This window comes from Streptomyces sp. So13.3 (assembly GCF_005860785.2).
In the GTDB taxonomy this organism is placed as follows: domain Bacteria; phylum Actinomycetota; class Actinomycetes; order Streptomycetales; family Streptomycetaceae; genus Actinacidiphila; species Actinacidiphila fildesensis.
In genome coordinates, this window is sequence record NZ_CP048835.1 from 9,506,505 (window position 1) to 9,524,431 (window position 17,927).

General features: G+C 68.1%; 19 protein-coding genes and 1 pseudogene. 9 read left to right on the plus strand and 11 right to left on the minus strand.

The window, feature by feature from the left end; genetic code table 11:
* Positions 1 to 5 precede the first annotated feature (5 nt).
* On the plus strand, positions 6 to 416 hold the full coding sequence (locus tag C8250_RS42580) for a RidA family protein (RefSeq protein ID WP_138359559.1): 411 nt from the start codon (positions 6 to 8) through the stop codon (positions 414 to 416).
* Positions 417 to 907: 491 nt separating this feature from the next.
* On the opposite strand, the gene C8250_RS42585 is transcribed toward C8250_RS42580, so the two are convergent.
* The 4 genes from C8250_RS42585 to C8250_RS42600 form a co-directional block, all read right to left on the minus strand.
* Entirely contained in the window at positions 908 to 1,318 is a 411-nt protein-coding gene (locus C8250_RS42585) for a hypothetical protein (RefSeq protein ID WP_244809753.1), read from the minus strand.
* A gap of 28 nt (positions 1,319 to 1,346) precedes the next feature.
* Positions 1,347 to 1,835 carry a hypothetical protein gene (locus C8250_RS42590; protein WP_138359561.1) on the minus strand — a complete coding sequence of 163 codons (489 nt, stop codon included), beginning with the start codon at positions 1,833 to 1,835 and terminating at the stop codon, positions 1,347 to 1,349.
* Between the two features lie 537 nt (positions 1,836 to 2,372).
* Positions 2,373 to 2,963, minus strand: coding sequence for a hypothetical protein (locus tag C8250_RS42595; protein WP_138359563.1), 591 nt, complete (start codon positions 2,961 to 2,963; stop codon positions 2,373 to 2,375).
* 3 nt (positions 2,964 to 2,966) lie between these two features.
* Positions 2,967 to 3,440, minus strand: a complete 474-nt coding sequence (locus C8250_RS42600) for a hypothetical protein (RefSeq protein ID WP_232486324.1) — start codon at positions 3,438 to 3,440, stop codon at positions 2,967 to 2,969.
* Positions 3,441 to 3,548: 108 nt separating this feature from the next.
* Here C8250_RS42600 and C8250_RS42605 point away from each other — a divergent pair, with 108 nt between their 5' ends.
* Positions 3,549 to 5,117, plus strand: coding sequence for an ISL3 family transposase (locus C8250_RS42605; protein WP_244809755.1), 1,569 nt, complete (start codon positions 3,549 to 3,551; stop codon positions 5,115 to 5,117).
* Between the two features lie 44 nt (positions 5,118 to 5,161).
* Here the strand turns inward: C8250_RS42605 and C8250_RS42610 are convergent, their stop codons facing one another.
* Complete coding sequence (locus C8250_RS42610) at positions 5,162 to 5,596, minus strand: transposase family protein (RefSeq protein WP_138357158.1); 435 nt, start codon at positions 5,594 to 5,596, stop codon at positions 5,162 to 5,164.
* A 154-nt stretch (positions 5,597 to 5,750) separates the two neighbouring features.
* Here C8250_RS42610 and C8250_RS42615 point away from each other — a divergent pair, with 154 nt between their 5' ends.
* Positions 5,751 to 6,227, plus strand: a complete 477-nt coding sequence (locus C8250_RS42615; RefSeq protein WP_138357159.1) for a macro domain-containing protein — start codon at positions 5,751 to 5,753, stop codon at positions 6,225 to 6,227.
* Positions 6,228 to 6,622: 395 nt separating this feature from the next.
* Here C8250_RS42615 and C8250_RS42620 read toward each other — a convergent pair whose 3' ends face one another.
* From C8250_RS42620 to C8250_RS42630, 3 genes are all read right to left on the minus strand, one after another.
* Complete coding sequence (locus tag C8250_RS42620; RefSeq protein WP_187145224.1) at positions 6,623 to 6,793, minus strand: hypothetical protein; 171 nt, start codon at positions 6,791 to 6,793, stop codon at positions 6,623 to 6,625.
* 33 nt (positions 6,794 to 6,826) lie between these two features.
* Positions 6,827 to 7,183: a PRC-barrel domain-containing protein gene (locus tag C8250_RS42625; RefSeq protein ID WP_138357160.1), complete on the minus strand. Its 357-nt coding sequence runs from the start codon at positions 7,181 to 7,183 to the stop codon at positions 6,827 to 6,829.
* Between the two features lie 684 nt (positions 7,184 to 7,867).
* The gene (locus C8250_RS42630; RefSeq protein ID WP_232486340.1) at positions 7,868 to 8,365 is read right to left on the minus strand and encodes a VanZ family protein; all 498 of its coding nucleotides are present in this window, start codon (positions 8,363 to 8,365) and stop codon (positions 7,868 to 7,870) included.
* Between the two features lie 267 nt (positions 8,366 to 8,632).
* On the opposite strand from C8250_RS42630, the gene C8250_RS42635 reads away from it, so the two are divergent.
* From C8250_RS42635 to C8250_RS42655, 5 genes are all read left to right on the plus strand, one after another.
* Positions 8,633 to 9,130, plus strand: coding sequence for a SpoIIE family protein phosphatase (locus C8250_RS42635; protein ID WP_138357161.1), 498 nt, complete (start codon positions 8,633 to 8,635; stop codon positions 9,128 to 9,130).
* 70 nt (positions 9,131 to 9,200) lie between these two features.
* On the plus strand, positions 9,201 to 10,136 hold the full coding sequence (locus C8250_RS42640; RefSeq protein WP_138357162.1) for an IS5 family transposase: 936 nt from the start codon (positions 9,201 to 9,203) through the stop codon (positions 10,134 to 10,136).
* Positions 10,137 to 10,673: 537 nt separating this feature from the next.
* A complete protein-coding gene (locus tag C8250_RS42645) occupies positions 10,674 to 12,215 on the plus strand; it encodes a sodium:solute symporter family protein (protein WP_138357163.1) in 1,542 nt (513 codons plus the stop codon).
* Between the two features lie 241 nt (positions 12,216 to 12,456).
* Positions 12,457 to 14,046, plus strand: a complete 1,590-nt coding sequence (locus tag C8250_RS42650) for a hypothetical protein (protein WP_138357164.1) — start codon at positions 12,457 to 12,459, stop codon at positions 14,044 to 14,046.
* A 101-nt stretch (positions 14,047 to 14,147) separates the two neighbouring features.
* On the plus strand, positions 14,148 to 14,801 hold the full coding sequence (locus tag C8250_RS42655) for a hypothetical protein (protein WP_138357165.1): 654 nt from the start codon (positions 14,148 to 14,150) through the stop codon (positions 14,799 to 14,801).
* A gap of 218 nt (positions 14,802 to 15,019) precedes the next feature.
* Here C8250_RS42655 and C8250_RS42660 read toward each other — a convergent pair whose 3' ends face one another.
* Positions 15,020 to 15,256: an XRE family transcriptional regulator gene (locus C8250_RS42660; RefSeq protein WP_138357166.1), complete on the minus strand. Its 237-nt coding sequence runs from the start codon at positions 15,254 to 15,256 to the stop codon at positions 15,020 to 15,022.
* Positions 15,257 to 15,672: 416 nt separating this feature from the next.
* On the opposite strand from C8250_RS42660, the pseudogene C8250_RS42665 reads away from it, so the two are divergent.
* A pseudogene (locus C8250_RS42665) lies at positions 15,673 to 16,798 on the plus strand (YihY/virulence factor BrkB family protein).
* 9 nt (positions 16,799 to 16,807) lie between these two features.
* On the opposite strand, the gene C8250_RS42670 reads toward C8250_RS42665, so the two are convergent.
* Both C8250_RS42670 and C8250_RS42675 read right to left on the minus strand, forming a co-directional pair.
* Positions 16,808 to 17,368, minus strand: coding sequence for a hypothetical protein (locus C8250_RS42670; RefSeq protein WP_187145225.1), 561 nt, complete (start codon positions 17,366 to 17,368; stop codon positions 16,808 to 16,810).
* A gap of 211 nt (positions 17,369 to 17,579) precedes the next feature.
* Positions 17,580 to 17,927, minus strand: a complete 348-nt coding sequence (locus tag C8250_RS42675; RefSeq protein WP_244809757.1) for a hypothetical protein — start codon at positions 17,925 to 17,927, stop codon at positions 17,580 to 17,582.

Genomic DNA, 17,927 nt, shown 5'->3' on the forward strand with positions numbered 1-17,927 from the left:
CGCCTATGACTTTGCAAATCACCCGTATCAATCCCGAGCAGTTGCATGAGACGCCCGGCTACCACCACATCACCGTGGTGGAAACTGGCCGTACGGCCTATCTGGCAGGCCAGTGCCCACTTGATCAAAACGGTGACCTCGTCGGTTCCGGCTCTCTTGAGACGCAAGCCGACCAGGTCGTCGCGAATGCGCTCGTTGCTCTGGCAGCGGTGAACGCCCAGCCGGAGCACGTGGTGCGGTCGGTGATCTACGTGCGGAGCGACGACCGAGACGTTCTGGGAGCTGCGTGGCATCGGCTCACCGGCTCGGCTCTCGGCCCGGCGTTCACCACCGCCAGCACACTCTTGGGCGTCGCACAGCTGGGCTTTCCAGGACAGCTCATCGAGGTGGACCTCACCGTGGCACTGCCCGGTTGATTCTCCTCATCGCCCGGACTCGAACGGCGTCTCGAACTTAGCGGTCCGCCTGAGCATTCGCCGGACCTGGGGGCGGCCTTCGCCTGATCGTTGCGGCTCGATGGGTGGCGTCGGAGCAGCGCCCGTCCCGCGCCGGCGGCGCGGGACGGTGGGGGGTGGCGATCAGCCGATGCCGGTGACCTGGAGAGCGGTGGTCCAGTTGGTGGCGATGGCGGTGCGGGCGGAGGACAGGGTGATGGTGCCCTTGCAGACGGCGTTCTTCAGCTTCGTCTCCACGCCGTCCCTTGGTGGTGGCCGTCCTCGTGCCGTAGCGGGGCTCAGGCCACAGGTTCTTCGGATCCCGCGGGGGCACCGCTCACGACGCAAGGGGTCAGTGGCAGCTCAGGCGAGGTGGTCGGGAACCATCCTCAACAGGTGACTTCAGGCGCTGTGAGGGACCCTCACAGCTGTCTGACGGATGTTCCGTTCACACCGTCAGGCGGTCCGCCGGATCAAGTCTGGACCTCCACAGCAACCTGGCGGCCGCGCAGTCGTGAAGCCACAAACTCCATCTCGACCAGCGTGCCGACCAGGCCATGCTCCATCAGCTCGCCAGCTCTCTCACGGGCCTGAAAGAATGGCAGGTCCCAGATTTCCCGCAGAGCCTTGAGCACAGGGACCAGGCTCGCCCGCGCGTCGAGCAGGCGGAGTCGGGCGGGGCCATGCGCTATCAGCAAAGCCTGCCGGATCTCCTCCGGAGTCTCCCCCCCGCCTTCCTCGCACCAGCCGTTGGGGCAGGCTCGACACGAGCCCTCGATGCCCCAGCACAGCCGCCCTCCGACGATGAACTGCCCGACATCACGGACCAACAGGCCCCCGCACTCGCTGCAGCTCGACGTTATCTCCACGCCCTGCGTGATCACCCGGACTCCTCGCCGTTCCCCACCACTGTCAGTCGACCAGTTCGAGGGGGTGGGGCAAGGGCTCCCATTCGGGCAGCCAGTCTGCGGCAATCCCGCCAGTGAGGGCGAGGTGGAACCAGTCGCTGAACCCGAGATCAGAGTCATACCAGTCACCCCAGCCACGGCGGAAGGCTGACACCGTCCAGGTGCTACCCCCGCGCGGCACGAGGAACAGCTGATCGCCCTCGCTCGTGTTTCCCCACACCAGAGCTCCGTCAGCGGACGGAAGGACGAGGTGGGGCACCGAAGACGACTGCTCCAACTTCCGCCCCATCCCGTCCGAGTACGACTGCAGCGTGCGAGCACCACAGAGGAAGATGAACTCCGAGATCGCCGCGTCGCCATAGGCCCCGGCGACCTCGACGAAGTCCTCAGGAAGCGTCACGGACCAGGACCTCGCGATCTTCTCGATCAGATGTCCTTCTTCCTGGCGGACAGGCGCCCCCAGTAGCGGCACGAAGTCGCTGACCGTCCTCATCTCATCTCCGTCCTCCACAGTCCAGGATGCACAATCTACCGAGCCCGCCTGGCATCCCGATGACTACCCTCGCCGCGTAGTGGTAGCGGCCGGCGTCTCTCCGCCCGATCCTCTACGTCGCGACCTGGACCGATCCCTCGGCTTGGCTGTCACCGTCGATTGACTCCGGCAAGTCCGGCGCAGGGAGTCAGCGACGGATGCAGGCGGGGTGGTCGAGAATCACTCCAACGGGCGACAACAAGCGATGGTGAGGAACCGTCACGGACATGTAGTCTACGTATCGTCGCAGTTCAGAGCCGGAATCCGAGCTCCTGCGGTCGGTAAAGTGGAAAACGAGCAGCGGCGCGACCAAAGGCGTACTCGGCGGAATCGACCCGGAATTCTTCCATGCCGACCGCAGATTCGAAGGGGCCTCTACATGGCCAAGAACCCGGGGACCGCAGCCGCCGAGCTCGCAGAACATACAAATACTCCGGTTGATGCCATCAGATTCCCTCTGAACCTCGTCCGCGATGCGCGTGTCCGGGCTCTGCGGTGTCATGCTCCGATGCCGAGGGAGCCCACGTATGCGTAGGCCGCATATGCGGAGTCCAGATCGGTGATCACGTCGTCCCAGATTTCGTCCAGGGTGTCTTCGTCGCCCCGGCCCCAGGCGTCGACGAGGTCGTCCCAGATGTAACGGGCCTGCACGGAGCGTTCACTGAGGGTGGGCCGGCGGTACTTCTCGTCCACACGCGACTGGGCCACCGGGTAGATCTCGATCCGCCGACCCTGTCCCCCGTTGTTCAGCAGCCGCTTCAGTGCCCCGGATCGCACGAGGTTCGCCCTGCGGTGATCCTGGTAGGCGCGGTCCACGGCTTCCAGCTTGGCCCGGGTGGGGCGGCTGCCCCGGTCCCAGGAGCGCAACAGGCGGGTGCTGATGCCGTGGGCGCGGAGGATTGCGCGGCCGGGTTTGCTGTTGGGGTAGCGCAGGCGGGCGGTCAGGCCGCGGTGGGTGGTGACGGGTGAGGAGATGCCGCCCTGGTGGGCGATGCGGTCGAGTTCGGTGGCGAGGGCCTTGGCGCCGCTGATGCCTTGGGCGCCGTGTTTCTGCCATTCGCCCCAGAGATCGGTCGCTCCGCCGGTCACGGCCTACTCTCCCAGGGTATAGAGGGGCTTGGCCTTGACCTGGGTCAGATCGCGGCCTTCCGGAAAGACACCCTGCCAGTCGCTGGCTACATGGAGTTCATCGGTTCCCGACATCTCCACCACGGTCAGGCCTGCCGCCCTCCAGGACCTGCAGTCCGCTGTCCGCCGGGTCCAGGAGGCGCCGGTCGATGAGGAGCGGCGGGCGCAGCCACGTACCGTGCTCTTCCCAGTGCCGGCCGATCTCTGGGGGCGGACCGCGACCCGCACCGGGTTCTTCGCGAAGGATTCGATGCAGCCGGCGTCGGACGCTCCGGTCGGCATGCCGTGGAAGTCCGCGGCCGGGATCGTCTCCAGCCGCCAGGTGACCTCGCGCAGGTCGATGCCCGCGTAGTCGTGAACGAAGGCGCCGTTGTCGCCGTGGTCGATGAGGAACTGCTCCTGGACGTCATCCGGCCACTGCTGTGGACGGTCACTCAATTCGGCTCTGTCGCTGATCTTGTGATCGGTAGGTGTTGACGGCTGGCATCCTGTCCCGCGTGTTCTTCGCCGAGTTTCGAGGCGCTTCTGCCTCATCTGTCCGGTGTCGTGGTGGAGTTGGTCGAGCGGTCGGCTGGCGGGATCACGATGCATGCCCGTGTCCGTGCGGTCGAGGCGCCGTGTCCGCACTGTCGGAGCCCATCGGGACGGGTGCACGGGCGTTACTTGCGACGCCTGTCCGACGCGGCGATCAGCGGCACCCGGGTAGTCATCGAGCTGCTGATACGCCGGTTCCGGTGCCTCAATGCCGCCTGCGCGGCCGTGACGTTCGCCGAGCAGGTCACCGGTTTGACCAGCCCGCATGCCCGCTACACTCCGCTGATGCGCGGGACGCTGACCTCGATCGCGCTGGCGTTGGCCGGGCGGGCCGGCGGCCGACTCGCGGTCGCGCTGGGGGTCCCGGTGGCGAAGGACACCCTGTTACGCCTGCTCAGGGCCTTCCCCGAGGAGCCTGTCGGGCAGGTCAGGGTGCTGGGCGTCGACGATTTCGCGCTACGGAGGGGCGACTCGTACGCGACCGTCCTGGTCGACCTGGAGCGGCGACGCCCCGTCGACGTGCTGCCGGGACGCGAGGCAGAACCGCTGGCAGCCTGGCTCCGTGACCACCCCGAGGTGGAGGTGATCTGCCGGGACCGGGCCGGCTCCTACGCGGAAGGTGCCCGCGCCGGCGCCCCTCAAGCGGTGCAGGTAGCCGACGCGTGGCACTTGTGGAAGAACGTCGGCGAGGCGGTGGAGAAGACGGTCGGTGCCCATTTCGTCTGCGTGCGGGCCGTGTTCGAGGAGATGCCGGCCCGCGCACCCACCGACGCGCCCGCTGATGACGAAGGCCCGGTGGCGGCACCGGTGGGGACCCTGGACGTCTGCGGGCGCGAGCGCCGCCTGGTGGTCCGGACCCGGGAACGCTTCACCCTGGTCCAGGACCTGCTGGGCCAGGGCGCCTCGCTGGAGTCGATCTGCCACCGGCTCCAGCTGGACCGTTCCACCGTCCGCCGCTTCGCCCGCGCGACCAGCATCGACGAGCTCCTGGTCAAGGCGGTCAACCGGTCGACGATCCTGGACAAGTACCGGCCCTACCTCCACCAGCGGTGGAACGAGGGCTGCCACGACCCCGCCCAACTGCACCGCGACATTACCGCCCTCGGTTTCACCGGCAGCATCCAGGCCGTCCGCCGCTACCTGCGAACCTTCACGCCCTCAGCTCCCGCACCGGCGCCCAGGCCCGCGCCACGGCCCCGCCGCGTCGTCCGGTGGATCATGACCAACCCGGGCAACCTCACCGACGAGGACGCCCTCACCCTCAAGGAAATCCGCGCCGGCTGCCCCGAACTCGACGCCGTCACCGACCACGTCCGCGACTTCGCCGAGATGATGCGCGACCTGCGCGGCGACCAGCTGCCCGACTGGATGGAGCGCGTCGAGCAAGACCCCCTGCCCGCGCTGCACTCCCTGATCACCGGGCTCCGCCGGGACCAGGACGCCGTCATCGCCGGACTGTCCACTCCCTGGAGCTCCGGCCAGGTCGAGGGACAGAACACGAGAGTCAAGCTCATCAAGCGGGCCGGATACGGGCGTGCGAACTTCGACCTTCTACGCAAGCGGATCTTGCACCGGACCTGACCACCAAGCACAAGATCAGCGACAGAGCCGAATTTCATGATCGCTCACAGGATGGTCTTGCCGTCGACGGCAAGCGCACGCATTGGTCGCTCGTCCGGAGCCTGGGCTGGTTTTGGCTCGCGGTCGGCGAGCCACGCGCCGATCGCGGCGTCGAGGTCGTCGCCGTCGACGCGCTGCAGGACGCGGCGCACCGTCGCCCCGGCCGGAGCGACCGGCCCCGCCGGTTTGCGCACGGGCCCGCCGAGCGAGGTGAGCACGGCCGGCGGCGCGTCGGATACCCATTCCGCGATCGCCGCCAGGGACTTCGCACCCGCGAGCACGGCACAAGCGGCCAGCGCCAGAACGAACGCCAGGGGATGGCGACGGCCGGCAGGCCGACGCGGGTCGGGGACGGCGGCCAGGCGCTGGAGCAGGCCCGAATGCTCGCCAGGAGCGGACGGTGACGCGGTGACGAGCTCGCCCAGGCCGGACGGAATCAGCGATGCTGAGCTGGCAGGCCCGGTCTTCCGTTGCGATCAGGGACTCGACACCTCATGATCACTCGGAAGCCGGTCTTCGAAACGACTCCGCCCTGCTGAGCGGATACCCGTAATGCCGTGGTGACTTGTCGGACCCACTGGCTAGAGTCGCGCCGTGACTCTAGAGATCAGCTACGTCGTCGGCGACGCCACCGCACCCCAGGGCGAAGGCCCGAAGATCATTGCGCATGTCTGCAACGACGCGGGCGGCTGGGGCAAGGGCTTCGTGCTGCCACTCGCCCGACGCTGGCCGCAGACCAGGACCGCGTACAAGACCTGGTACCGCGACCGGGACACCAGCGGCTTCGCGCTCGGCGCGGTGCAGTTCGTGCCCGCCGAGGACAGTCTCCTCGTCGCCAACATGATCGGCCAGCACGGCTACCGTCTCAGCAGCACCCCACCCGTCAGGTACGAAGCCATCAGCCGCGCCCTCGCCGCTGTCGCCGACCGTGCGCTGCAACTTCGGGCCTCGGTGCACATGCCGCGGATCGGTTGCGGACTTGCCGGCGGCCGGTGGGAACTGGTCGAGCCGCTCATCGTGGAGCAGCTGACCCTGCGTGGGGTGCCCGTCACGGTTCACGACTTGGCCTGACGGCGGCTGGCAGTTCCTGACGCTCCCTGACCCGCGCAGGCCCAGACCCGTGACAGCTCGGGGCCCTGCGGCGACCGATTCGCACGGCCGGCGGGCGTCGCCGCCGGGCTCCGCCACCATGCCCGTGCCCCCGCCGCCCGCCCGCCACCTTTGGCATCACGTGATCAAACCGGACAGATCCTCGGAACGACACCACCCTGGGGGTGCACGTGTCGTCGTGAATTGCGCCCGGTCGCGGGCGCGTGTCGGTTGTCCAACGCGCCAATGTGTTGGCGTACAGATGAACGTGGCCCTGACACGATGGGGACCTGTCATCCGACACCACGGGCGGGAAGGTCACGCAGCTGGGGAGGTCGGTGGACGCCGCGGCAGTGGAGATCCTTGGCTATCCGGTGCTATCGGATGGGGCGGCGGCCGGAGCGTTGGGACCATCGCACCGCGATGAAGGCCACAGCGGCTACGAGGACCACGATGCCGATGATCAGCAGGTAGCCCAGCCCCTCCACCGCCACGCCGATGATTCCCAGCACGACGGCGACCAGAACGAGAAACAGGAACAGCGCCATGGCACGAACACCTCCTTCAAGATGAGCGCGGGGTCAACGGCGTGCGAGTTGCCTCTCGCCACCCGCCCCCGGCTGGTAGGTCAGGTTGTAGTGCTGGAAGATCGCTTTCTCTGCCTCGGCAGGCAGGATGTCGTCCATGCCGATCGTCGGCGCCTTCTTCACCAGCGCCTTGTCGTAGGAGACCTTGACGTAGTCCGGTCCCAGGATCGTCTCTTCGAGGGGCACGAAAGCCAGCTGGTGACGGGTGGGAAGTCCGATGCGGACCGTGGCCATGGCCGGTTCGTCGGTGGTGGTGTCCACGTAGATGGCTTCGAGCACGCCGATCTTGCGGCCCTTGGGGTCGACGACGCTGTGGTTGCGCCACTCACGGATATCGGCTGCATGGATCATGGCTCGTCCGTCTCACTGTGCTCTGTCGTCTGATGGGTCCGTTGCGGTCTCGTCACCCTCGCCCTCGCCGGCAGGGGCAGGCTTCAGCCCTCTGTCAGCATGGCCCCTGGGAACGGATCGCGGCGAGCTGGTCACGCACCTTGCCCACATCCTCTGACCCCGTCGCCGCAGCGGACGGGCTCTCGGTGTCCTGCCTGTTCCGGTCGTTCTCGCTCACCCCGTGAAGGGTGCCCCGAAACCGGCTCCCCCAACGCCCCGGCCGCACGCTGCCGGGCGCGGCCACCGACCCGAACACCGGCCGCGGACAACCCAACCGCTTGACACGACATAAGCGGCCCCAGGGGAGATGGCGCCGCCGGGCCCCGGGGTCAGTGGACGCCGTGGCAGTTCGGATCGGTGCATCCGCTCAGCTCGAGGGAGCGGTTCGCCGCCGGCGCGTCCTGTCACTGCGCCCGCACCGTCGGGAGCCTGGTCGCGCCCGAGGTGGTGCCCGGCAGCTCTGGTCGCAGCCGGGCCGCCCCCTGTTCGGTCAGCGTGCGGCTGTTGACCGAACAGGGGGCGGCCGAAGCTGCCGGCTGCCACCAGCGCCCCGCTCGGACAGCACTGTCGTGACCGCCCAGCTCGCCGACCTCGTCAACGCCGCGCGACACCTCACTCGCCGAAGGGGCGAAGGAACAGGCTCGGTTATGCCGGGTCCGTAGCGGTGGCCGGGCGTTGGGTGAATCGGTGCCACCAGTGGCGTCGCCGGGGATGCACCGCACGGCCCAACCACAGGCCGAGCAGCAGGTAACCCACCAGAGCACCGGTGGTGTTGAGCAGAACGTCATCGATGTCGAAGGTACGCCCGATGATGAGGGCGCCTTGGACGAGTTCCACCAGGAGCATCACGAGGGCGGTGGCCACCGCCACTCGGACCAGCCCTCGCGTTCGGGGCACCAGTACCGGCAGCAGCACGCCGAACGGCACACCCATGACGATGTTGCCGCCGAGCTGCTTGACCGTGTCGAGGGACGCGGGGTGCGCGAGATAGGCACGGATGGAGTCACCGGGGCGCAGATTGCTGTGCGTCAACGACACGGAGGCCGCCGAGGGTTCCAGGGTCAGCCGGGCCAGCACCACTGCGAAGGCCACCGTCGCTACGAAGGCCAGCAGCATGGCCAGGACCCGGCCGAGCACGGACATGGGAGGCTTCCCTGAAGGCCGGTCTCCGGGTTCCGTCGCGGTCTTATCACGCAGGGGCATCCGCGCCATTATCAAGCTCCTAGCCACAGTGGTTTGCTTGGACGTTCCGATAACCGCGAGGTGCAGCGGCAGGCGCTGCGCGGGGTTCCGTCCCGGTCCGGGGATGTCGGCGTGCACGCAGGCAGAGCATGCGGCGTAGCAGTGCGTTGTCACTCTGCTCAACGACCGGCGCGGGCACCGGTCACCGACGGGCCAGCTGAGTCTGTCATGTTCTCAGCCATTGGCCTCACCCGTGCCGATACGGGTCTCCTGCGGATGCGGCGCGCCGGGGTGTGCAGCGGTTGGCAGTGGCACCGGCTCGCCCGCACCTATCGGGTGCAGTTGCTGGGCCTGCGGCCGGGCGACCGGCTGGTGATGCTCACCGACGGGATGCTCGAGCGCAACGCCACCACCGCGGATCTGTCCGATCCGGTCATTCGCACCCGTGAACTGCGCCCCCGGGAGGCTGCACGCGCTCTCATCGGGGCGATCGTCGATGCCGGCGACGGCCGCATGGAGGACGACGCGACGGTCAGGTGCCTGGACTGGCACGGCCTGCACCACTTCCAGAGCGACGCCGCGACCGGCGCCGACCTCACCGACGCCTCACGACCGGAGCTGATGCTGGCCCAAGCGCGGAAGGAGCCGAGCTGGCGACCCGCTCGTTGTCCGGCACACCGACCTGCCCGTGGACGACGAAGCGGCAGGCCGCCGACTTCCCTGTAGGACGGGGATGTTCCGGGCGATGCATCGGCTAGGCCGTGTCCGGCCGATCATCTGATCCGTTGATCTGGTTATGGGTCGGGGTGATCTGACTGACGAGGAATGGGGGCGGCTGGGGCCGCTTCTGCCGGTGAGCAACGGTCGCTGTGGCCGGTGGAGGGATCACCGGCAGGTGATCGACGGCATCCTGCACCGCGTGCGCACAGGCGTGCAGTGGCGTGACCTGCCAGAGCGATACGGGCCGTGGAAGACGGTTTATGAGCGGCACCGGTTGTGGTCGGCCAACGGCACATGGAAGCGGCTGCTGCAGCAGGTCCAGGCCGCGGCTGATGCCGCTGGGGAGATCGACTGGGATATCTCGGTCGACTCCACTGTGATGCGCGCCCATCAGCACGCGGCCGGTGCCCGTCGGACACCCCCCACCGGCCGTCACCGCTTCAAAGGGGGCAGCAGTGGTGGGACACCAGAGCGAATCACCGTAGACGAGCCTCGTCGCCCGGCCGGTGGAGGTGGTCCAGCAGTTGAGGGACTTGGCCGCTCGCGCGGCGGTTTCACCACCAAGGTCCATCTGAGCGCGGACGGCCGGTGTCGGCCGCTGTCACTGATCGTGACACCAGGCCAGCGGGCCGACTGCACGCAGTTCGTCCCCGTCCTGGAAGAGATCCGCGTGCCTAGACTCGGGCCGGGGAGGCCACGCAAGAAGCCGGACAGCGTCGCCGCCGATAAGGCGTACAGCAACGGGCCTTGCCGCCGCTACCTGCGCCGACGCGGCATCAAGCACGTGATCCCGGAGAAGTCCGACTCCCGGGCCGCCCGTCTGAAGCGAGGTACCGGGGGCGGGCGGCCGCCAGGCTTCGACAAGGAGCGCTACAAGAAGCGGAACGTCGTGGAACGGGCGATCAACAGGTTGAAACAGTCCCGGGCCGTGGCCACCCGCTATGACAAGCGGGGCCATGTTTTCCTCGGCACTGTGACCGCAGCGGCACTGCTCATCTGGCTCAGGACCTGACCTGCCGCGAGCTCGCAGAGTAGAGTTCCTCAACGAGATCACTACTTGCGAAAGAAGAGTCATGCCCCGCAAGACGGCGGCTGCTCTACGTCTGGACGCCCTCTGCCGGTCCCATCTTCGGGGCTACCGGCGCCGGCCTTCACGGTTCTCACCTCACACGCTTCGTCAGGCGGCCAGTTTCGAAGCCGAACGCGGCCTACCCATCCGGCAGCTAGAAGACGCCGTCCACTGCTGGCAAGCGTTCGTACGCCGTCCAGGATGGCCTCTCTACCTGCCTGAGCCACACCTGCCCGGCTACGACATCTGGGATGACCGACTACTGATAGAGCGAGCCATCGGCGCTTTCGACAGACGAGCAGCACGGGAAATCGCGTCGATCGTCAAAGATGCCGACGCCGACTTCCTGGCACGCACCCTGCCCAACCCTCATGCTCCACGTGCCTGGCCGTGGTGGCGCCGCAGATGCCAAGACCTGGGCGACATCATGCACGTTCCATCACAGACGAATGATCGGCCGGACACGGCCTAGGAGTTCACATGGCTGCGTTGGACTGGGTCGCCCTCGGCGGCTACTTCGTCGTGATGCTGCTGATCGGCTTGTGGTCGCACAAACGCATCAGCAGTGTCAGCGACTACTTCACCGGTGGGGGCCGGATGCCCTGGTGGCTCTCCGGTATCTCCCACCACATGTCCGGCTACAGCGCCGCCGTGTTCGTCGCCTACGCCGCGGTGGCCTACAGCTACGGCATCACCGTCTACGTCTGGGCCTTCGTCCCGCTGGCGATAGGCACCGGCCTCGGGGCGATCGTCTTCGCGCCCCGCTGGAACCGGCTGCGCAAGCGCTACGGCGTGGCCTCACCCCTGGAATACCTGGCCACGCGCTACAACGTGCCCACCCAGCAAGCCCTCGCCTGGAGCGGGACCCTGCTGAAGGTCTTCGACGTCGCCGCCAAGTGGGCGTCCGTGGCGATTCTGCTCAACGTGTTCACTGGCATGGCCATGAGCACCGGCATCGTGATCACCGGCGTGGTCACCCTGCTGTACTGCACCGTCGGCGGCCTGTGGGCCGACGCCCTCACCGACTTCGGACAATTCATCATCCAGGGCATCGCCGCCATCGCCATGGTCGTGGCCGTGCTCGGCAAACTGGGCGGCGTCTCCGGTCTGGGCACCCTGTGGGACAAGCTCCCCGCACACCACACCGAGCCGCTGGTCGGCCCGTACACGGCCACCTTCCTCACCGCGTACATCGTCATCAAGACCTTCGAGTACAACGGCGGCATGTGGAACCTGGCCCAGCGCTACATGGCCACCGAGAGCCCGCGGGACGCCCGCCGGTCCGCCGCCCTGTCCTCGGTGCTGTTCCTGATCTGGCCGGCCTTCCTGCTGTTCCCGTCCGTCGCCGCTCCCGTACTGCTGCCGCACGTGGCGGACCCCCAGCAGGTCTACGCGCTGATGAGCCTGAAGTTCCTGCCCGCAGGCCTGGTCGGTCTCACGCTCGCCGGCATGTTCTCGCACACGATGGCGATGGCCTCCTCGGACGCCAACGCGATCTCCGCCGTGGTCACCCGCGACATCATGCCCGTCATCTCCCGCACGGCCCGGGGCATGAGCGAGAAGTCCGGACTGCTCGCCGCCCGAATCGTCACGGTCGTCTTCATCACGCTCAGCATGCTGGTGGCCATCCAGGCCGAGCACTTCGGAGGCGTCCTGGGCATCATCGTCGGCCTGGTCGCCGCCGTGATGGGGCCGATCTCCATCCCGCTGCTGCTCGGCCTGCTTCCCGCCTTCCGCAAGTTCGGCCCGCGGGCGGCGCTCATCTCCTGGGCCGCCGGCCTGATGGGGTACTGGGTCGTCAAGTACGGGATCAGCAGCACCGACACGACGGCGATCATTCTCACCCCGCTGGTGACCTCGCTGGTCCTGTACGTGGCCGTCGGCTTGGTGAGCCCCGAGCCCAACCCGGAGGCCGACGCACTCGTCGCGGCCGTGTCCTCCGACGGGGACGACGACGCCTTCGCCGGGGCCGTGCCCGCAGCCGCCGGTGAGCAGCGGCTCCTGTCCAAGATCGACGACTGAGCACACCTCACCACGTTCGCCCCGCATGTCGGGGCGGTCGGCCACGACCACGCCACACCGGCGCGGCCGAGGCCGACCGCGATCCACTCACTTACCGAGAGGCAGGACAATGACGCCGGCCACACCCTCTCCCCTCGCACCAGCACGTCGGAGGCCCCGTCGTACGGCCGCCCAACGCCACGTCCGTACCGCCTGCTGCGCTCTGGTCCTCTCCGCGGTCGCCTGGGGAGCCGGCCCGGGCGTGAGCCAGGCTGAGACCGCGCCCCCGCCCGAGCAGGCGGATGCGGCCTCGGCGAAGTGGGACACATGGCAGAACAGCGGTGGCGCGATCCCCGCCAACTACATGGGCCTCAGCATCGAATGGTCCCTGGTCGAACGCTACATGGGGCCCAATAGCCGTCCCGCATTCGTCAACCTGCTGCGTAACCTGGGCACCGGAGTCCTGCGCATCGGCGGATCATCGCAGGACGTCACGCCCTTCGACGCCACCGCGCCCGACACCGACCGGGTGATCACGCTGACCGATCTCCGCAACATCCGGGACACTCTCGCAGCCGCCAACGCCGACACCCCGGAACACTCCAAACCCGCCTGGGGAGTTGTGCTGGGTACGGCCATGTCACCGCCGAGCGCGACCAGGCCTTTCGTCAGCACCGCTCACACCCGTAGCTTCCTCACCGAGGGCGTCGAACCCGTCTTCACCGGTGAGTCCGCCCGCTATGTGGCCGGCATCGAGCTGGGCAACGAACCCGACCTCTCCTACGGTTCGAACCTCGACCGCTACCTGAGCGACCTGACCACCTATTCGGACCCCGGAGTCATCGGCCGCTTCCCGCTCATCGCACCAAACACCAGCGAGGACATCCTGCCGTGGCAGAGCGTCGCCGGCGCCACGGTGCCCACCCGGTACTTCTGGAACTGGCCGCAGATCCTGGACACCACCGCGGCCCGGGCCAAGGAGAACGCGGGAGAGTTCGGCGCCTGGGCCAGTGACCACTTCTACCCCCTGGCGCGTACGTGTGTGAACAAGCCCTACCGCTGCCCGAGCGCGGGGGCGCTGCTCTCCGACGAGCACATGAACACCCTCGACCACCAGGTCTACGTCCACGCCCGCCAGGCAACCGAGCACGGGCTCGGCTACCGCCTGGAGGAGACGAACACCGCGGCGAACCGAGGCGCGGACGGCGTGAGCAACACGGCCGCGAGTGCGACGTACGCACTGAACCTGATGTTCCACACCGCGTGCCCGCAGCCCCCGGACGACCCCTCGGCCAACGCCGACTGCGGCACCGGGGCCATCGGCGTGAATTTTCACAACGCCGAAGTACGCGCCTTCTACGCGCCCGAAGAGGGCAACGCCTACTACAACGCCGTCAACTACGACCCGTCCCCTGAGCCCGGAGCACCGACAGCGGCGCCGCTCTACTACGCGATGCTGCTGTTCGCGCACTTCGCCCAGGACGGCCAGGAACTACGGCCCGTGCAGATCCCCACCGACGGAACCGAAGCCTCGCACCTCAAGGCGTGGCAGGTCCGCGGGAAGGACGGCGAGCGCCGCCTGTTCCTCATCAACAAGAGCGCCCACCCGGCCACTGTCACCCTCACCGCGCCCGGGGCCAAAGCCCAGGTGGACCGTATGACTCCGTACGACCCGACCGGCGCGGGCCACACCCTCGGCGTCCCCCAGGTGCGCATCGACGGCCAGTCCGTGTCCCCGGACGGTTCGTGGCCGGGATTCCGCCCGTCAACCGAAAAGTTCAAGCATCACCATCTGACGGCCACGCTCGACGCGGGGGAAGCCGCGGTGATCACCCTCCAGCCAGGCAGCTGACCGACCGCTGCCTTTGTCCGGATCCACAGTCGAGGAACGGCGCGTTCGCAGAACAGGAAAGCAACCACGTCCACAACGAGAAAGCCGGAGGAACAACAGTGTTGCGACGAACTCAGGCACTGATACTCGGCCTTGCCGCGGCCGCAGCGATCAGCGTAGGACCCGCGGACACCTTCCAGCAGTCCTCGGCCCAGGCAGCGGTCCGCAAACAGGTCACTTCCGACTACACCCTGCTGCGCCGCGCTCCTGCCTCGTACGTCATAGGAACCGCCTACCGGAACTGGACCGTCGACGTGCACGGCGACCAGAACAACGGCTACCGGTGGGGACGGGTCTACGGCGACCTGAACACCTGTCTGTGGACGTACTCCGGCGCGCTCAGTGGCACCGCGCCCGTGGCGGACAGCTGCGGCGCGGCGACGACCATGCCGACCTCACAGTTCACCAACGGACAGATAGGCGGTGGAACCTCGGACGGCGCCTCGGTGACCACGGTGGCGGGCTCTGGCTGCCAGACCTGGGACGGAGCGCACATCACCGGTTACGGGAACGTCCGCCCGTGGAACGTTCCTGCGAGCGCCAGTTCACCAGTGAACGGCCAGGTCGCGATCGGCCAGACGGCGTTGTGGCGCTACGTCTCCCGCGACGGAAAATTCGTCATGATCCGGGATCCGCGCGGTGGCAGCACCGACGGGATCGGCCAGCAAAGCTGGTACTTCATCCCGCGCGGCTGTCTGCCGGCGAACCTTTCCTGACCGCGGTCACCTGCCGGTGTCCCCCCGCTCCTCACCGGGCGGGGCAGTGCACGGGCATGAAGCCGGGTTGCGGTCCACGCACTTGCTCCCTCCGGACGCCCCTCCCTCCCCCTGGCGCGGAGGGGCGTCCGGAGGGGCGTCAGCCGGTCCTTGGTGCCGCGGGAGGGGCTCCTCCGTCGCTGGTAGGCACCGGTGCCAGTGGGGTGCTAGGGCGGCTGTCACGCCAGCATCTTGGCGGGAACGTGCGCGGCAGCCAAAACCTGGGGCAGCGGCAGGGCCAGCGCTGCGGCGAGTTCGGCCAGTTCTGGTTCAGTGGGATGAACGGGCCCGTCGGCGCCGTCCTGGGCGAAGGCGCGAATGCGCGGGGTGCGGATGCCGGTGCGGTCGGCGAGCGCCTGCGCGGTCAGGTGCCGGGTGCGCATAGTGGCCTGCAGCAGTTCTCCCAGAGCTTCCATCTTCTACCCCTGCCTCCACCGGCGCCTCCCACGCCCTCGAAGAACGCGACATCTCCCGGAAGCGGCGTGCCGGCCGGCCGACAGCCAGGCTGCCCACCGCAACGAGGGCTTCGACGGGCTCACCGGTGTCCGTCTCACCCCCGGTGGTAGCGGGCTCGGGCAGCGGCCAGGCCCCGGCCCGCCCGATGGTGAAACCGGCCGCGGAACTATGTGTCGGCCTCGGCGTCCATCAATGCCGTGACGTACGCGGGGACTGCGCGGCGGCGGCCCAGCCTGGTTCGACGGTAACGCTGTCCGCGGCACGTACGCGCGCTGTGAGCCCTTCTGGCGGACCGGCCGATCAGATGAAGGCAGGGTGCTGGCTCACCACCCTGGTCCGCGTGCGGGCGACGCCGGACAGGCGTACTGGTGGATACATGACACGAATACTGAAACTGGGGCACAAGGCTCAGGTGTCTAGTGGCGGTGGTACTCATCGGCGAGGACACCCGCAGGTCGAGCGCGGGTCGCCCGCCACGCCAGGCGCGAGCGGGGATCCGCAGACGAAATACGGCCCCGGGCCGGAGGTGGAGCGGCGGGCGCCGGATTCTTTGACGGGGCTGGGCAAGAAGTCGTGGTGGGCGGTGCTGCGGCGGACCGCGAGTTCAAGAGGGACGAGCTCACCGATCGTGCGGCGGGCCTGACCTATTACGGGATCCTGGCGCTGCTCCCCGCGCTGCTGGTGCTGGTCTCGCTGCTCGTGCCTCGCCGGCAAGTCCACGACGGACAAGCTGCTGGCCAACCTCGCCAAGTTCACACCCGGCTCGGCCCGTGACGTGATCACGAATGCGGTGCATCAGTTGCAGGGCAACGCCGGGATCGGCTCGGTGATGGCGATCGTCGGCCTGATCCTGGCGGTATGGTCCGCGTCCGGCTATGTCGCGGCGTTCATCCGCAGCGCCAACACCGTCTACGACGTTCCCGAGGGCAGGCCGGTGTGGAAGGTGCTGCCCGTCCGTATGGGTGTCACCGTGGTGCTGATGGTCCTGGCGGTGGTCAGCGCGCTGATGGTGGTGTTCACCGGCCCTGTGGCCCGGCAGGCCGGCACCGCGCTGGGCATCGGGGACACCGCACTGACGGTGTGGTCGATCGCGAAGTGGCCGGTGCTGGTGCTATTGGTCACGATCATGATCGCAATTTTGTACTGGGCGACACCGAATGCCGAGGTCCGAGGTTTTCGCTGGGTCACGCCAGGCAGCTTCCTGGCCCTGCTGATCTGGATGATCGCCTCCGCCGGATTCGCGCTGTACGTGGCAAATTTCGCCTCCTACAACAAGACCTACGGCACGTTCGCGGGGGATCATCATCTTCCTGATATGGCTGTGGATCACCAATCTGGCGATCCTGCTGGGCCTGGAGTTCGACGCCGAGACCTCCCGCCAGCGGGCCATCACCGGCGGCCACCCCGAGCAGGAGGAGCCGTACGTCGAACCGCGCGACACCCGCACGTGGGACGAGCAGGACAAGCAGCGCCTGAAAGACCAGGATGACGGGAACGCCTGATGATTCCGGTCATGGCGATCTTGCGGTGCCACTGGTGGCGTCGTCGGCCACACGGTGGTGGCTGCCGTGGTGGAGCATCTGGCGCGATGCCGCGCAAGTCACCGACTTGCCGCCGCCGGTGGAGGCGTTGACCAGGATGTGCGGGGATTCGGCGTCCAGGTCGACGGAGACGATCCGCCCGCCGGCACCGAACCCGATGATCGGTGCGGACTCCTTGGCCTTGGCCACCAGCTCCCGAGTCTTGGGGTCCTTGAAGACGGCCTTCGCCGGGGGCTTGCGGGTCTTCTTCACCCGCACGTACGGGGTGCGGCCCTCCGGGTGCCAGGAGAACGTCACGCCCTCCAGGGCGAGCTTTTGGGTGATGAGGTCGGCGACAACCTCACGGGAGAAGCCCAGCTGACGGGGCAGCCCTATGCGGATCTCCGCAGCGTCGTCGGAGAAGTTCTTCGGGACGCGGAAGTAGCCGCGCGGGTCGGTCTGCTCCGCCACACCGAGCGGCCGGTGCAGGGCGTCGTGCAGCGGACCGACCCACTCGCGCATCAGCTCCCGGCGCTCGCGAGTCAGCACCATGTCCGCCGCACTGCCCCCCGTCAGGACGGAGGCCGCCCGCCGGGCTTCAGCATCGCGAGCGCCTGGTTATCCCTCGAGTTCCTCGCCCGCGCCGACCTGGGCCTGGCACGAGCGTGCCGCGGCCGGAGCCGAGCGGACGTCGTGCCCAGGGGGCGGGGGCCGCGGCAGAGGGCGTTCTCGTGCGGGCGAGTCCCTGTCGGTCACCGCCGGTTTAGAAGCGGATGCACACCGGTCCCTGGTTGTAGTTGACCACGCCGATCTGGGTGACCGAGGAGTTGCATGCGGCGTTCATCAGGTCCTGGTCGGACTTGAGTGCGCGGCTCATCTCCTCGCCCTGACCGTGGTGGGAGCCGAAGTCGATGCACACCGGTCCCTGGTTGTAGTTCACCGCGCCGATCTGGGTGGTCGCGTCGTTGCACTGCGCGCTCAACACGTGCTGGCCCATCGCAGCGTGCTCGCCGTACTCGGAGTAGTCACTGGCCGAAGCCGCGCCGGCGGCCGCCATCACGGCGGCAGCGGCCAAGGCGGTGGCCGCAATGGCCCTACGAAAACCCATCAT

Excerpts from the sequence above, each read along its gene's own strand:
- C8250_RS42580 (WP_138359559.1), top strand. The coding sequence starts at position 6 with ATGACTTTGCAAATCACCCGTATCAATCCCGAGCAGTTGCATGAGACG.
- C8250_RS42590 (WP_138359561.1), bottom strand. The coding sequence starts at position 1,835 with ATGAGGACGGTCAGCGACTTCGTGCCGCTACTGGGGGCGCCTGTCCGC.
- C8250_RS42620 (WP_187145224.1), bottom strand. The coding sequence starts at position 6,793 with ATGGCGCTGTTCCTGTTTCTCGTTCTGGTCGCCGTCGTGCTGGGAATC.
- C8250_RS42625 (WP_138357160.1), bottom strand. The coding sequence starts at position 7,183 with ATGATCCATGCAGCCGATATCCGTGAGTGGCGCAACCACAGCGTCGTC.
- C8250_RS42630 (WP_232486340.1), bottom strand. The coding sequence starts at position 8,365 with ATGTCCGTGCTCGGCCGGGTCCTGGCCATGCTGCTGGCCTTCGTAGCG.
- C8250_RS42635 (WP_138357161.1), top strand. The coding sequence starts at position 8,633 with ATGTTCTCAGCCATTGGCCTCACCCGTGCCGATACGGGTCTCCTGCGG.
- C8250_RS42640 (WP_138357162.1), top strand. The coding sequence starts at position 9,201 with ATGGGTCGGGGTGATCTGACTGACGAGGAATGGGGGCGGCTGGGGCCG.
- C8250_RS42645 (WP_138357163.1), top strand. The coding sequence starts at position 10,674 with ATGGCTGCGTTGGACTGGGTCGCCCTCGGCGGCTACTTCGTCGTGATG.
- C8250_RS42660 (WP_138357166.1), bottom strand. The coding sequence starts at position 15,256 with ATGGAAGCTCTGGGAGAACTGCTGCAGGCCACTATGCGCACCCGGCAC.
- C8250_RS42670 (WP_187145225.1), bottom strand. The coding sequence starts at position 17,368 with ATGGTGCTGACTCGCGAGCGCCGGGAGCTGATGCGCGAGTGGGTCGGT.
- C8250_RS42675 (WP_244809757.1), bottom strand. The coding sequence starts at position 17,927 with ATGATGGGTTTTCGTAGGGCCATTGCGGCCACCGCCTTGGCCGCTGCC.